Raw genomic sequence first — 14277 nt, forward strand, 5'->3', positions numbered from 1 at the left:
ATACCCTGTACAATACAATAGTGGCAGACATACACGAACATCAATAACGTCTGTTGTAAACGGACAGATGTCCGTTTACATTCATGATGCTAACAGAAATTTCGTTTCTTTGTCAATACGAACACAATAAATTCACATCTAACGAGGTGGTTATCGATGTCTATTCGTCATGAACGCAAGGACGCCATGGAAAATCGCCAATTAATACTCCAAACCGCCAAACAACTCTTTCATGATTATGGCGTTCAATCGGTCAGCATGCATCAAATTGCCAAAACAGCAGGTATCGGACAAGCGACCCTCTATCGCAGATATGCGGATAAAGGCGACCTGTGTTTCGATGTCCTTCAACAATATGGGAAGCAATTTATCAATGAGATTATGATGTTCCTCGACAAACATAAGCAGGCCGCACCGATTGATCGACTAACGGGCATTTTGGAGCTATGGATTGATGAAATTGAAGAAAAAGCCGAGCTGATCGTTGCCATGTCAACCAAGCTTGATGTGAACTGCGAGGATGGCCGCAACTTCTTCCTATCTCCGATCTACCAATTCATCCGCGATAAATTATCCGAGCTTATACTCGAGTCCCTTGGACCCGAACTTGCTCAGCAAGCGGAGCCGGATTTTGCAGCCCATACGATCATTTGCTCCCTTTCACCGATCGGCTATTTTCATATCAAGAATGAGAAAGCCTATACGAAAGAGCATATGAAGGCTCATTATCATCGGTTGATCTGCTTACTTTTCAAAAAAGCCTAAGGCTCACTAAAGACCTCTCATGCTCGCATGAGAGGTCTTTGTCGTTTCCTGTATGTCGAATCACTTTAGACTAGTAGTAATACCGCGGCTTCTCTTGCAATTCGGATCTCTTCTGCAAGAAGCGGTAGAATGCGCTTGCCGCCTGCGCTTTCGTCACTTCTTCCTGTGGAGCAAAATAGCCGTCGCTGAGTGTCATAATATTCAGGCCTACAACAATCGCAGCGTCGCCCACGTGCTCCAGCTTCGCAGCATCCGCGAATTGGCTGTTAAATACCCCGTCAAACTTCGTTAGACTATGGTAACCAAGCGCCTTCACAATTAGCTGCGCCATAGCTTCGCGATCCATCGTCGCTTCCGGATTGAATTCTTTTCCTACATCAAGCAGTCCGCGATCCACCGCATTTTCAACATAGGCAAAATATTTAGAGCCATTGCCCACATCCGCGAAGGAAGCCGCTCGGTCAGCTCCGTAATAAATGCCGCCGTTGCCGCCATTCATGGCGATGACCAGCATTTTGACCAACTCACCGCGCTTGATGGTTTGATCTGGGCTTACTTTGCCATCTTTCACATCTAAAGCTTGATAATCAAGCATCAATTGAAGTTCATTTTTCGCCCAATGGTTATCAATGTCGCTGACTACGACCTTATCCAAGGAGATCACTTCGCCAGATTGCGCACTGCGCCATTGACCGGACTGAGCATCCAATAGGAAACCTTCGCGATTTGAATTTTTGGAAACAAGGGAATATACAAGCTTCGCTTTCGTTTCCCCTTTGGCATTCGCCGCCGCTGACGGAGGAAGCTCGCCTGCTGCCATCATTACACGGTATTTCTCAATCGGCATAGGTCCGTAATATCCGTTGCTCTCCAATACGTAGCCAAGCTTTACATCGAACTGAGACAGCCACAGATCCTTTGCCTTATCGATGGAAATGACCTCTGGTTTTTGGGAAGGGTACTCTACATTGCTAAGGGATGCATAGAACCCAGTGATCGCTCCAGTTACGCGGTCAATGCTGACCCGCACTTCTTCATTACCCGCAACAATACCGTCAATGACGCGCTTATAGCTAATTTCCCATGTACGCATTTGCTTTAGCTGCTCATCCGAGTACTCCTTCTGAACATTCAGCACAAGCTGGTCCGTAGAGGCTGGAAGCTGCGCTTTTACGAAATCCGTACTCTTCGTGATTGCATCCTCTAATGAGATTTTGCCCTCCACAGCCTTATCATTCTCACTATAAGGTACGTAGGAGTTGAAGTTGATAATTGCTCCGGTTTTGCTGTTCACAGCTGCCCAAACGTTGTTACCCGCTATCATTTTGCCACTAGCTGATGTATCCGTCGTCGCCTTGTTCCAGCTCATATTCCAGTTCGAGGAGACCTCACCTGTTTCAGGATTTTTCGACTCGTTATAGTTCGCTTCTTGCAGCTTGTAATCAGCGGATAAGTTAAACGTGGATACGATCTTCTTAACCGCTTCTTCCTTCGTCACATTCAAAGTAGCTGTAGGCTTCGCTCCGAGCGGTTTATCCGTTAATGGCTTATTACCGCCGCTTACATGAGGAATTGCGTTCCAGACCTCTCCTGTCGCAGCATCCAAAGCAAAACCGTTCATTAAATAAGCAATAATCGGAACTTTCTTCCCTTGGGTGTTATATGGAATCTGATATTGCAAGGAAAGCTCTGCTTTCTCACGAATGAGCCCCGCCGCTTTCTCCTTCGAAATCGGTGTGCTCGTCTGATCGAAAGTCACGTTATCATCCCAGTTGTACCAATAGCCTGTGATCTGACCTTCACCATTGACGTTGACATTAAGTCCATTGCCCGAGTAGGGAATCCCCCCTACGGAACGATCATAACGGATATTATATTGATAATTACCATCAAGCGGGGTGCGGAACGCTTTTTCTACTGAATCATCGTAAAGCAGTTCTTTCTGCTTCTCTGGGTTTACTTTCGTTATGAAAGCAGTGGCCAAATCCTTGGCAGCTTGAAAATCCACCTTAGGCGGATAAGAAGGCTTATGATCTGGATCGTTGTCATTCATGGAATAGGAAGTTAATGTGCCGTCCAAGCCGTTGATCGAGATATTAGCGGAGCCATAGAAACGATCTTTCACCTTTTTAGCGTAGCTGATGTTCCAGGTCGGGATATTTTGGCCATTCATGCCATAATACGCATTCAAACTAATCGATTGAAATGTATAATCATCGGGCAGTGCTATGTAGCCTTTAGCGCGTTCAAGAGCCTGATCTTTTGTAATTTTAGCATCGAGCGTTGGGGTATCGACTTGTCCTGGGAAGGCAGGGGATGACACGGAGATCGCCATACCTGAACTAGATGCCATTTCCGCCCATACTCCAGTCGGGGCAAGTGTAAGCAACAATGTCGATGCGAGTACCATCGTGCCTGCTTGTTTCAATCTTTTCAAAGTCATCTTCCTCCTTAGTGTTCTCCATACAACATCTGGATCTATTGACTGGCAGCTTCTTGAACGTGTCCAAGTGCCACATACTACTTGACGGTGAATTATGGAAAAAGGTTGCAACCGTTTTAGAAATTTTTAACAAGAAAAAACACATGCTCGAACATCCCCCTTACGCGAATGGTCCCACATGTGCTGAATTAATTGGTTATGAAACTACCGAACGGAATTGCCCTTCTCCAGACTAAGTGTCTGCATCAAATCTGCTAACTCGCCTTGCGTCAAATCCCGCCATCTCCCGACCTTCAAGGAACCCAAATGGATGTGCATAATGCGTACACGCTGCAGCCTAACAACACGATATCCGAACGCTTCGCACATGCGGCGAATTTGTCTATTCAGTCCTTGGGTCAAAATAATCCGAAACACCCGCTCATTTACCTGAACAATTTCGCATGGCTTCGTCATCGTGCCAAGTATGCGCACACCGCTAGACATACCTTTGAGAAACATCTGCGTGATCGGACGATTCACCGTGACAATATATTCTTTATCATGATTGTTCTCCGCTCGGAGAATCTGATTCACAATATCCCCGTTATTCGTCAGCAGGATGAGCCCTTCCGAGTCCTTGTCCAATCTGCCGATAGGAAAAATCCGCTCAGAATGACCAACAAAATCCACGATATTCCCTTGGATGTGCGCCTCCGTTGTACTGGTGATGCCCACAGGCTTGTTGAGCGCAATATAAACATGCTCTTTCTTCTCGCCGATCGCGCGGCCATCTACCTTCACTTCATCACCAGGACCTACCACACTACCCAACCCAGCAATTTGACCATTGATCGTCACGCGCCCCGCTTCGACCCACTTATCCGCCTCACGTCTGGAGCACACGCCGGTTTCACTAATAAACTTGTTAATTCTCATGCCCCGAAATTCCCTTCTATCCCGTCTTCATTTGAATTCAATACCTTCTATTATGCTGGATTCGCCGCGCTGGTTCAAGTCGCCGTCGAAAGCCGTAGACGAATGACGAGGACGACACCCTTTCTGTTATACTACATAAAAGAATTACATACCGAAGGAGAACGATGATGCACTTTCTACTATTAGGAGCAACAGGCCGCGTAGGCCAGCGTATTCTGGCACTGGCCTTGCAAGATGGACATACCGTAACCGCGATTGTACGGAATATAGATAAAATAACGCTGCGCTCCGAACACCTCACCTTGCTGCAAGGTGATGCTTGTTCCGCAGCGGATCTCGAAAAAGCCATGACCGGCGTAGACGCGGTCGTGAGCTGCCTCAGCACCGATGGCGGCACGGTGCTGACTGAAGCCACGCCCCTGCTCATCGGGGCGATGAAGGCTGCCGGCGTGAGCCGCGTGGTCACCGTCGGCACAGCCGGCATCCTGCCGAGCCGCGAGCATCCGGGGCTGCTGCGCTTTGAGGCGCCGGATTCGCGGCGCTCCATGACACGCGCAGCCGAGGAGCACCGCGCGGCGTGGGCGCTGCTCGCCGAGTCGGGCCTGAGTTGGACCGTTGTGTGTCCAACGTATTTGCCCGACGGCGAGGCGCAGGGTCAGTTCCGCGCGGAGCGCGAGCTCTTGCCCGACGGCGGTACGTCGATCACCGTCGGCGACACCGCGGCGTTCACCTACCGCGTCTCGGTGGAGGGCACGTACGTGGGGTGCCGCGTGGGGTTGGCGTATTAGATTCCAGCCCGCCTTACCCGCGGCCGCGACCGACAACCTAGGCCCCCTCACGGCGGCTAACTGGATTTTATGCAGCTAATCCACACGAAACGCGCCAATTTTACCGATTAACTGGATTTTATGCAGCTAATTTTGAGGATTTCCTCTCACATTGGCTATTTAGGAAAATTAGCTGTAGGAAATCCATCTAATGATCATTTAGCCGAATGTGATGAAATTAGCTGTATATTTTCCATTTAGTCGGGGCGTGCGCTCTGGCAGCCTGCTTTTACCTACACACAAAAAACGGATGAACGCCATACGGCGCCATCCGTTTTTTCATTATTAGTTGTTGCGTCTTCTAGACAACTCTCTCATATTCAGGCCTGACACCACGATTCCGCCAAAGCGGAATACGTAACCAAGCAAAGGAATCAGACTTAAGAAGGCCAATGCAATGTTGATGATCGTTTTCAGCGTTGTCCCATTGCCTGTGAGGATGGCCAACACCAAATTAACGAATACCAACGGGATAACCCATCCCATTGACCATGTATACACGAATGGGATTAATCCAAGTACATACCCTACCGCAATCGCTATTTCCGATAAGAGCTGAATCAAGTTGAGTAGACGAATTGTATCTGAACGCATAATAAATGTTCCTCCTTAAGCACAATCATGAATTGACTCTATTGTACCATATTGGAAAATTGCAGTCGTCAGCCTTTTGTCGAGATTCGTCCTCGACTCGAGACCGAGTCTATGCGCCCAGACCAGTCCATCCGACCGACGCCGCCTACAGCTTGCTCGGCACGCCGTCCTCCGCGGCCGCAGCAATTTCCGGATGTCCAGCCTGCAGCTGGTACATCTGGTAGTACCGCCCGAGGAGCCCCATGAGCTCCTCATGTGTGCCACGCTCGACGATCTCGCCGTGGTCGAGCACAAGAATGAGGTCAGCGCTGCGAATCGTCGACAGCCTATGCGCAATGATGAAGGTGGTACGCCCCTTCTTCAACACATCGAGCGCGGCCTGAATGACGGCCTCGGTCTCCGTGTCGATGGAGGCCGTCGCCTCATCGAGGATCAAGATCGCCGGGTCGAACGCCAGCGCCCGGGCAAAAGAGATCAGCTGCCGCTGCCCAGCCGACAGCGTGCTGCCCTTCTCGATGACGGGCTCATCGAGGCCGTGCGGCAGCGCCCCAAGCATCTCCGCTGCGCCAACCTCGCGCAGCGCCGCCTCCACCCGTTCACGGGTGATGGACGGATCGTCCAAGGACACATTGGAAGCAATCGTCCCCGTGAACAGGAACGGATCCTGCAGCACGATGCCCATGTGCTGACGAAGCTGCTGCTTCGATAGCTCGCGGATATCGCGGCCATCCACCGTGATCCGGCCTTCGCTCACCTCATAGAAACGGAACAACAGGTTCAGGATCGAGCTTTTGCCTGAGCCTGTGTGACCAACTAGGGCAACGGTTTGCCCTTGCTTTGCGGAGAAGGAGATGTCTTTCAGTACATCCTCCCCTTCTTTGTAGGCGAAGCGAACGTGCTCGAAGCTCACGTGGCCTTTGTAGCGGTCTGCTTTTTCAGCTACAACATCCACGCCTTGCTCATCCAGCAGTTCGAATACCCGGTCCGCCGACACGAGCGCGCGCTCCAAATTCGGCAGCTGATTCACGATACCTACCATAGGATGGAACATCCGGTTGAGGTAATCGACGAAGGCGTAGAGCACGCCAACGGTAATTACGGCATTCAGCGCACTGCCACCGACGTACCAGATCAAGCCGAAGAAGAACAAGTTCCGCACCACGTTCATCAAGTTATGGGAGGTTAAGGAGTTCAGGCTGAGCAGCTTATTTTGGTATCGCGTATATTCTTCATTCAGAATTTCAAATTCCTCAGTAGTTTCCTTTTGTCGGCGAAAAGCGCGAATGATCGTCATCCCTTGAATCGCCTCATTGATCATGCCGTTAATTGCACTAATGCGCTCTCGAATTTCGTGATTGATCGTAGAAGCGTACTTCCGATAGACGATAATCCACGCCACTAACAGCGGAATAATCGGCAATGTGAAGAGCGCCAAACGGTAATCTAAGATGAAAATAGCGGCGATAATACCGACGATGTAGATCGTACCCGTAAAAAAGTTCGCCAACACCTGCACATACAAATCCCGCACGGATTCGGTGTCATTGGTGATGCGTGAGACGATTTTGCCTGCAGGCTGATTATCAAAATAATTGATCGGCAATCGCTGGATTTGTGCGAACACGTCTCTACGCATGCGCTGAATGATGCGGTTCGCTGCGGATTGGAGCAGAAATTTCTGCCCATACGTGAAGCCCGCCCCCACGAAAATCAAGATCACATAAAACCCTGCAAGCGTCATGAGATTGGCCCATTGCGGCTTGTAAAAGTTGTACAGCTCCTGCGCACTTAGACGTTTTACCGCGTATTCAGCTTGCTTTCCGTCTTGTGTGACTTGCAGCTTTCCATCATCTGTGAGCTTACGCACACCATCCCAAGGGAGGGCCTGATCTAACCAGACGAACTTGCCCCCCACTTGTAAAATACGAACCTCTCTTCCCTTCGGCTCGCCTTCCGCGAAGTTGTCACCCCGCTTAAAAAATGTCTGCTCATAAGCCACAGCCTTCTCGCTTAACGCCTTCGACTGCGTCTCATACCATGGCTTCTCGATGCCAAGAATGTGCGTGTCGATCATATGCTTCGCAATGAACGGTCCCGCTAGCTCAGTGGCGACGGCCAAGGATAAAAATACCAGAGCAATGAGCAAGGTTTGCTTGAACTGAGCCGCATATTGGAACAACCGTTTGCCGGTTTGTTTAGTTGATTTCGTTTGTTTCATCAGGAGTCTCACCTACTTTTCTTCTGGGTTCTTTCAATTAAAAAGTTTTTATGTCTTTTGTCGTATTTAGCCAACCGTCTGCTCTTCCAGCTGCTGGCGGTCAAATTGTTCTTTATACCAGCCGCCAAGCGCAAGAAGCTGCTCGTGCGTGCCTTCTTCAATGATATACCCCTCATCCAGCACAACAATCCAATCGGCATGCTGCACGGCGGAGAGTCGGTGCGTGGTTATTAGGGTCGTTTTGCCTGCGCGTTCGGTGCGAATACCGCTGATGATCTCGGCTTCTGTCTTCGCGTCCACCGCAGAAAGTGCGTCGTCGAGCAGGAGAATCTCCGGATCGACGTACAGCGCCCGCGCAATGGATACGCGCTGCTTCTGGCCGCCGGATAAGGCGACGCCTTTTTCCCCGACGAGTGTCTGCAGCCCTTCCGGCAGGAACTCGACATCCTTGCGGAATGCGGCGAGATCAAGCGCGCGCATCAGTTCTTCTTCGGTGCCTTGCCCCTTGCCGAACATGATGTTTTCGCGCACGCTTTTTGAGAACAAAATCGGCTCCTGCGGCACATATCCGATCCAACCGTGCAGCGTATCGATTGCGATCTGTTCGATTGGCGTATCCGTGATCGTGATCGCGCCTTGACCGACAGGATACTCGCGAAGCAGCTGCTTCAGCAGGGTTGTTTTGCCGCTGCCGGTTCGGCCGACAATGCCGAGCGTCTGTCCGCGTTTCAAGCGGAACGTCATTTTGACCAAATTATCAATGGATGAGGAAGGGTAACGGAAGGTTACATTTTCAAAGTGAATGGAATCTGGCATCAGTTGCGTCGCAGCATTCGGCACTTCTTTGACATCAGGCTTGTAGCCGAGTGTCTCGTTAACACGATCTAAAGATGCATTCCCGCGCTGCATAATGTTCATGAGCTCACCAATAGCAAACATCGGCCAGATCAGCATACCGAGGAAGGTATTAAAGGATACCAGCTCCCCGAGCGTCAGTTCACTGTGGAACACGAGGAAGCCTCCGTAACAAAGTCCAATAAGGTAGGAAATACCTACGAGAATTTTGACCGTTGGTTCAAAAAGAGCGTCAATGACCGCTACGGCGATATTTTTCCGATACACGTCGTCCGTCATCGTCGCGAAATTGCGTTCACTTGCTTTTTCCTGGACAAAAGCCCGAATGACCCGAACACCTGCAATGGTTTCCAACACGCGGTCATTCATTTGCCCAAAAGCATCCTGTGCGAGAATGAATCTCTCGTGAATGCGGCCCCCATAGACCGTAATGGCGACAGCCATAATCGGCAGCGGCAAAATCGAGGCCAAGGTCAGCTTCCAGCTAATGAAGAAGCCCATCATGGCTAGAATGGTTAACATGAACAACGTGGAATCTACGAAGGTCAAAATCCCAAATCCTGCAGTTGTTGACACAGCTTGCAGATCGTTCGTTGCTCTCGCCATGAGATCTCCCGTGCGGTTGCGTTCATAGAACGTAGGCGTCATCTTAAGCAGCTGCCGCATGAATCGCGAGCGGAGCACGCGCTCCAATACAAAGGCGCCTCCAAACAATTGATAAAGCCATACGTATGACAACCCATAGCTCACAACGATAAGCACGCCCCAGAAGGCGAGCAATTGAAACAATTTGGCCCCCGTTAATGTGCCCATGTGTATTCCATCAATCGCGTAGCCAATCAGCTTCGGCGGCAAGACATCAATAATGCCCACGAAGATCAGCAACCCGATGGCGAGGCTATAGCGTTTCCAGTTCATTTTGAAAAACCAAGCTAATTTTTTTAACACAGTAAACATGCGTTTTTGTCACTCCTCTCAAATCGTGCATAGACACCGAAAGACGCAAAAAGACATACCGCACGCAGCGATATGCCTTCTTATGAAAACAGAAAAGCGCTCGTTACGAACTTCGTAACCCGCGCTTCACAAACTTTACGTATAGGAAGGGGTGCTAGCAGCCGAACATGCGTATGCAGTCGCTCGGGCTAACCAGCGGGTTACCATCTATGAAATTAGGTTGGACGTATGTCCGCTTATCATGTGCGTTACCTACAAAAACCATAAAATCCATAGTGAACCCCCCTTTTGCATGTAATGAGTTAGGCACGTTAGGTGCCAGTTAACTTTTCCAAAAGCTGTCTATTCGATCCTTACAGGGTGATCTTACCATCCCTCTTCTGAGCGTGTCAATCGGAGAAAAAGATTAAAACACAACTTTCCCAGCCCGACATTTCCGATATCCATACTCGTCATGAGAAGGCTTTCAAATGTCACACATGTTTCAAATTCTTTGCGCATATTGATAGATTAGGAGTTCATCGCGCCTTAAAGGAGTGAATGTACATGGTCGATCAAGTGTTTGAGCTGATGGGATGGATTGTGGGATTCGGAGCAATCATAGGCGGTGTTATTGCGGCAATAGCTAGGTTTGTCTCGAAGGACTCAACCGCGTATGACATGGTTTTCGTGTGGGACAACCGGTATACGTTGGAGGAGTTGGAGCTGGAGTTGAAATAAAAAAGCATATTTCGGTGAGTGTTCCAATTTATTTAGAAACGAGAAGAGAGACCGTGTCTGGGAGCATCGTTCCTAATCACGGGTCTCTTTTATTTCAAGCGATTGTATTCTTCTTTTGTAATTCCTAGTTGTTTTTTTACGATTCTTTCAAACAATCCTTTCCCTATTTCGCCCGTCCCCTTCGAAACCGCCGTTCTGCGGATCGTTCCGTCTAATTCGGTCTTTTCGTAGATTTTATCTCTACCACTATCCCTGACAAGAACAAATCCGTTTTTCATTAACCAACGGTCCTGATCATGCCAACTGGGCATTTAGCCGTGAAGTAACCTAGCTACGGATTCAGCGTTGTCTTCAAGCAAGACACGGAGCACATATGGCGCGTGAACTCTGGTATTTGGGGCAGATGTATACCGAGAATATTCAGCAAAGTAGTCTTCTGCATAAGCAATCAATTGATGTGACAATTCAAGCTTCAACTCTTCTAAAGACGCACCATCTGCGACAATAAAATCAACTTCTTCAATACCGCCAGCGAATCTACCATCTTCATCCACTTCATATTCAAAGGTAAATTCATAAATTTGTAGTAAAAAACGCATATCTTCCCTAGATGTCGCGATAATCACATCACGATTTCGACGAACCGCTTGGGGTTTATCACGTATCACAGTATCTATAAAGCTCCCCATATTCGCTCGAACCTGAGTTGCTAAAAGTGTTTGCATAATCATCCCTCCCACCCCTTTTATTTTATCATTCGAAGATTAAAATGTACATAGTGTACGTTTCGTACGTTATGTACATTTTAATTATATCTATTTCCTCATTTGATTATGTTTAACCCTCAAATTAATTACTTGTGCATTTTCTATCAAAAGAAAAAGGAGCACTCATCCTTGTCAGATGCACTCCTTTTTTTAAGTCTTTTGTTATTTAACAAGATCATCCGGCGCAACCAGCACATCTCGCTTTTCAAATTCGGCAGTCACCTTGAATTGGTCGCCATCAATGCTAATCGTGAGGGTGCCGCCTTGCAGCTCGACGATGCTCTTAGCAATGGCGAGGCCGAGGCCGGAGCCGTCTGTTACGCGGGATTGATCGCCGCGTTTAAAACGTTCGAACAGCTCCTCGACGTCGAAATTGAGTTCGTTGAGTGAAATATTTTGAATGATGAGCGTGATGCGCTCGCGATCTTCCGTCAACGTGACGTAGACACGTGTTCCTGGCAGTGCGTATTTCAACGCGTTACCGATGAGGTTCTCGAAGACGCGCCATGTTTTTTTGCCATCTAGCAGGGCATACATGTGCGGGCTTTGCACGTTGACTCGGAACGTCAGTGTAGAGGCCTCGATTTTGTCGCTGAACTCAGCCAAAGCCTGTGTCAGCAGGGCAGAAACGTCGACTTTTTCCCAGTAAAGCTCGGTAGCTCCGCTTGCCATTTTCGATGCCTCGAAGAGATCTTCGATGAGGACCTTGAGCCGTTGCGTTTTCCGATCGAGCACCTCGAGATAGTGCGTGGATTGGTCAGCGGACAAGCCTTCTTTTTTGAGCAAATCCACATAGTTGATAATGGACGTTAAGGGTGTTTTCAAATCATGGGAAACATTCGTAATAAGCTCTGTTTTGAGACGATCGCTGACGCGCTGTTTTTCCAGTGAAAGCTGCAGGCCGTACTTCATATTGTTAATGTTCATTGCCATGCGGGAGAGCTGCCCTTTTCCTTTGGCAGGTAGGGTTACATCAAAGTTGCCTTGCGACATTTGTTCCACGCCTTTGATAATGGCACGAAGCTGCTTGATCTTACGCATCATATAAGGCAGTACTACGAGTAGGAACATGATGTACCAGGCGAACGTAAAGAAGATAATCGCCTCTTCTCCAGTAGAAGCAACCACAATGATGGGCAGGAAGCCCATGATAGCGATAATTGCCATAAAGACTACTAGCTTGAAGCGCAAGCCTCTTTGCTCCATCGCATCTTTTATCGTTTGCCAGAACGAAGCGGTTATGCTGCTGTTCCACTCTCTGGCGAGATTTTGAGGATGTCTAAGCAATGTGACAGCACCACGAAGACCGCTGTACACAATGACAAGTAAAGCCGAAGCGATGAGGACGATACATATTTGATAAAGGCTGACATACGTCGGAGACCAGTAATACAGCTCACATTCTGTGAGAATAGCCAATAGCGCAGCAGAGGCAATAAAGGTTGCCCATGCACGAACATCGACTGGGAAGTGTTGCCTTACCGCCGTTTGAATCTCGCTTAGCGACACGTCATCTCTCCGATATTTGCGTGCATAGTAGGTTAGCACTAAAGTAAGCGCCAAAAGAACTTCAAACAAATAAACCGTTGCTGTCGCTTGCTTTTTCATGGACTGATAAGAAAGATAATCTGCTTGAATAATGCCAGAACCCTGTGATGGGTTTAAAATATAGTACGTAGCTTTGACCTGATCATAGTTGAATTGGTACGGAAGGATGTGCGAAGCATTGAATTCCGGCAATGTCAGCGTATAGATAAATGCTTGCTGATCCTGCAGCTTTTGCAGCGCTTCTGGCGCGATATTGCTGTAGGTTTCGCCGGTTTTCAAGTTTTTCACGACGTAGTAAAGCGATTTGAGACGGTTATCTAAATTCGTCTTGGCTGTTAAGAATTGCTTTTGCTTAGCTGCAATAGCCACCTTAAGCTTTTGTTCAAAAGCAGCATCCTTCTCCTTATTCAGTTCTGCAAGCTTCGCATCTCTTTCTGCTTCCAGTCGATCTACTTCTTCATTGCTTTGGCGGTCGCGGGCCGCATCGATTCGCGGGCTGTACTTCTGCTCCAAATTGTTAACGCGATCTTGTACAATGCGCTCCGCTTCTCGCTTTACATTATAATACTCATTATTGCCGAGCTGCTCTTCTGGTGTTTTCTCGCTAAAATGCGGAGCCTCCAGATGATACAACTGAATGTTCTGATAGACAGAGTTGATTTCTCTGGCGAATGCCCCGCTTTTGAAATAAGCGTCTTCACCGAAGTACACGCTGTTCTTATAGACATTCGATGCCGCGAATAGCGTCAATGTCCACATGATGAACACACCGACCAGCAGCACCAGCGAGAGTGATTTACTTCTCCATTTTATAGCCAACACCCCACACCACCTTCAAATATTTCGGATCTTTCGGATTGATTTCGATTTTCTCGCGAATTCTGCGCACGTGCACAGCCACGGTATTCTCGGCGTTAAAGGCAGGATCTTTCCACACCTTTTCGTAAATCTCATCGATGGAAAAAACACGGCCTTTGTTCACCATCAACAGCTCTAAAATTTTAAACTCCGTCGGCGTCACACGCACGTCCTCGCCGTCAACCGTGACTTCCTTCGTGACTTGATTGAGTACAAGGCCGCGGACACTTAATTCCTCGCTTGCCGCCTTTTCCGTACCAAATGGCCCTAGCGCCGTGTAGCGCCTTAGCTGCGACTTCACTCTAGCGATCAACTCCAGCGGATTGAATGGCTTCGTTAAATAATCGTCAGCGCCGACATTGAGGCCTACAATTTTATCCGTATCCTCCGTTTTAGCGGAAAGCATGAGAATCGGGACATTGCTGCTCTCTCTAATCTTAAATGTCGCTTGAATCCCATCCAGCTGCGGCATCATAATGTCGAGGATGATCAAATGGATCTCCTTTTCCTCCAGCACACGCAGCGCTTCCAAGCCGTTGTTCGCTTTGCTGACTTCCATCCCTTCGCCTTTCAAATAAATCTCAATCGCTTCCTGAATGTCGATATCGTCATCGACGACAAGCACTTGGTATTTCGTCACGTCCACGCACCCTTTTTCTTCATCTCTCTGTTCCCCCGCTGTACTAGCCTAATGATAATAGACACTATTTACAAAATTGCTATTGAAATTCTTACGAAATTATGAAGACAAATCTGACAAGCTATTGTTCTCTTTAGTTTAGCACGGAAATACCAATTTCATCATGA

Annotated in this window: 12 protein-coding genes; 3 read left to right on the top strand and 9 right to left on the bottom strand. The window is 48.4% G+C overall.

Annotated elements, in window-relative coordinates; translation table 11 throughout:
• Nucleotides 1–156: 156 nt before the first annotated feature.
• A complete protein-coding gene (locus AC58UX_RS20700; protein WP_497256161.1) occupies nucleotides 157–765 on the top strand; it encodes a TetR/AcrR family transcriptional regulator in 609 nt (202 codons plus the stop codon).
• 70 nt (nucleotides 766–835) lie between these two features.
• Here the strand turns inward: AC58UX_RS20700 and AC58UX_RS20705 are convergent, their stop codons facing one another.
• On the bottom strand, nucleotides 836–3202 hold the full coding sequence (locus AC58UX_RS20705) for an S-layer homology domain-containing protein (protein WP_497256163.1): 2367 nt from the start codon (nucleotides 3200–3202) through the stop codon (nucleotides 836–838).
• A gap of 210 nt (nucleotides 3203–3412) precedes the next feature.
• Nucleotides 3413–4126: a 23S rRNA pseudouridine(2604) synthase RluF gene (gene rluF / locus AC58UX_RS20710; protein WP_497256165.1), complete on the bottom strand. Its 714-nt coding sequence runs from the start codon at nucleotides 4124–4126 to the stop codon at nucleotides 3413–3415.
• 167 nt (nucleotides 4127–4293) lie between these two features.
• Here rluF and AC58UX_RS20715 point away from each other — a divergent pair, with 167 nt between their 5' ends.
• Nucleotides 4294–4914 (top strand): NAD(P)-dependent oxidoreductase, encoded by a 621-nt coding sequence (locus tag AC58UX_RS20715; RefSeq protein ID WP_497256167.1) that lies wholly within the window; start codon nucleotides 4294–4296, stop codon nucleotides 4912–4914.
• 324 nt (nucleotides 4915–5238) lie between these two features.
• On the opposite strand, the gene AC58UX_RS20720 is transcribed toward AC58UX_RS20715, so the two are convergent.
• From AC58UX_RS20720 to AC58UX_RS20730, 3 genes are all read right to left on the bottom strand, one after another.
• Nucleotides 5239–5547 (bottom strand): hypothetical protein, encoded by a 309-nt coding sequence (locus AC58UX_RS20720; RefSeq protein WP_497256169.1) that lies wholly within the window; start codon nucleotides 5545–5547, stop codon nucleotides 5239–5241.
• 145 nt (nucleotides 5548–5692) lie between these two features.
• The gene (locus tag AC58UX_RS20725) at nucleotides 5693–7765 is read right to left on the bottom strand and encodes an ABC transporter ATP-binding protein (protein WP_497256171.1); all 2073 of its coding nucleotides are present in this window, start codon (nucleotides 7763–7765) and stop codon (nucleotides 5693–5695) included.
• 66 nt (nucleotides 7766–7831) lie between these two features.
• A complete protein-coding gene (locus tag AC58UX_RS20730; protein WP_497256173.1) occupies nucleotides 7832–9577 on the bottom strand; it encodes an ABC transporter ATP-binding protein in 1746 nt (581 codons plus the stop codon).
• A 546-nt stretch (nucleotides 9578–10123) separates the two neighbouring features.
• Between AC58UX_RS20730 and AC58UX_RS20735 the strand changes: the two genes are divergently transcribed.
• Entirely contained in the window at nucleotides 10124–10297 is a 174-nt protein-coding gene (locus tag AC58UX_RS20735) for a hypothetical protein (RefSeq protein WP_497256175.1), read from the top strand.
• Between the two features lie 89 nt (nucleotides 10298–10386).
• Here AC58UX_RS20735 and AC58UX_RS20740 read toward each other — a convergent pair whose 3' ends face one another.
• From AC58UX_RS20740 to AC58UX_RS20755, 4 genes are all read right to left on the bottom strand, one after another.
• Nucleotides 10387–10575: a type II toxin-antitoxin system HicA family toxin gene (locus AC58UX_RS20740; protein WP_497256177.1), complete on the bottom strand. Its 189-nt coding sequence runs from the start codon at nucleotides 10573–10575 to the stop codon at nucleotides 10387–10389.
• A 33-nt stretch (nucleotides 10576–10608) separates the two neighbouring features.
• Nucleotides 10609–11022: a RelB antitoxin-like protein gene (locus AC58UX_RS20745; RefSeq protein WP_497256179.1), complete on the bottom strand. Its 414-nt coding sequence runs from the start codon at nucleotides 11020–11022 to the stop codon at nucleotides 10609–10611.
• A 204-nt stretch (nucleotides 11023–11226) separates the two neighbouring features.
• The gene (locus AC58UX_RS20750) at nucleotides 11227–13431 is read right to left on the bottom strand and encodes a sensor histidine kinase (protein WP_497256181.1); all 2205 of its coding nucleotides are present in this window, start codon (nucleotides 13429–13431) and stop codon (nucleotides 11227–11229) included.
• On the bottom strand, nucleotides 13409–14110 hold the full coding sequence (locus AC58UX_RS20755; protein ID WP_497256183.1) for a response regulator transcription factor: 702 nt from the start codon (nucleotides 14108–14110) through the stop codon (nucleotides 13409–13411). Before AC58UX_RS20755 ends, AC58UX_RS20750 begins: the two co-directional genes overlap by 23 nt.
• Nucleotides 14111–14277 lie beyond the last annotated feature (167 nt).

This window comes from Paenibacillus sp. J22P90 (assembly GCF_059692195.1).

Coding starts and splice junctions, on each gene's coding strand:
- AC58UX_RS20700 (WP_497256161.1), top strand. CDS start 157: ATGTCTATTCGTCATGAACGCAAGGACGCCATGGAAAATCGCCAATTA.
- rluF (WP_497256165.1), bottom strand. CDS start 4,126: ATGAGAATTAACAAGTTTATTAGTGAAACCGGCGTGTGCTCCAGACGT.
- AC58UX_RS20715 (WP_497256167.1), top strand. CDS start 4,294: ATGCACTTTCTACTATTAGGAGCAACAGGCCGCGTAGGCCAGCGTATT.
- AC58UX_RS20720 (WP_497256169.1), bottom strand. CDS start 5,547: ATGCGTTCAGATACAATTCGTCTACTCAACTTGATTCAGCTCTTATCG.
- AC58UX_RS20725 (WP_497256171.1), bottom strand. CDS start 7,765: ATGAAACAAACGAAATCAACTAAACAAACCGGCAAACGGTTGTTCCAA.
- AC58UX_RS20730 (WP_497256173.1), bottom strand. CDS start 9,577: ATGTTTACTGTGTTAAAAAAATTAGCTTGGTTTTTCAAAATGAACTGG.
- AC58UX_RS20735 (WP_497256175.1), top strand. CDS start 10,124: ATGGTCGATCAAGTGTTTGAGCTGATGGGATGGATTGTGGGATTCGGA.
- AC58UX_RS20740 (WP_497256177.1), bottom strand. CDS start 10,575: ATGAAAAACGGATTTGTTCTTGTCAGGGATAGTGGTAGAGATAAAATC.
- AC58UX_RS20745 (WP_497256179.1), bottom strand. CDS start 11,022: ATGCAAACACTTTTAGCAACTCAGGTTCGAGCGAATATGGGGAGCTTT.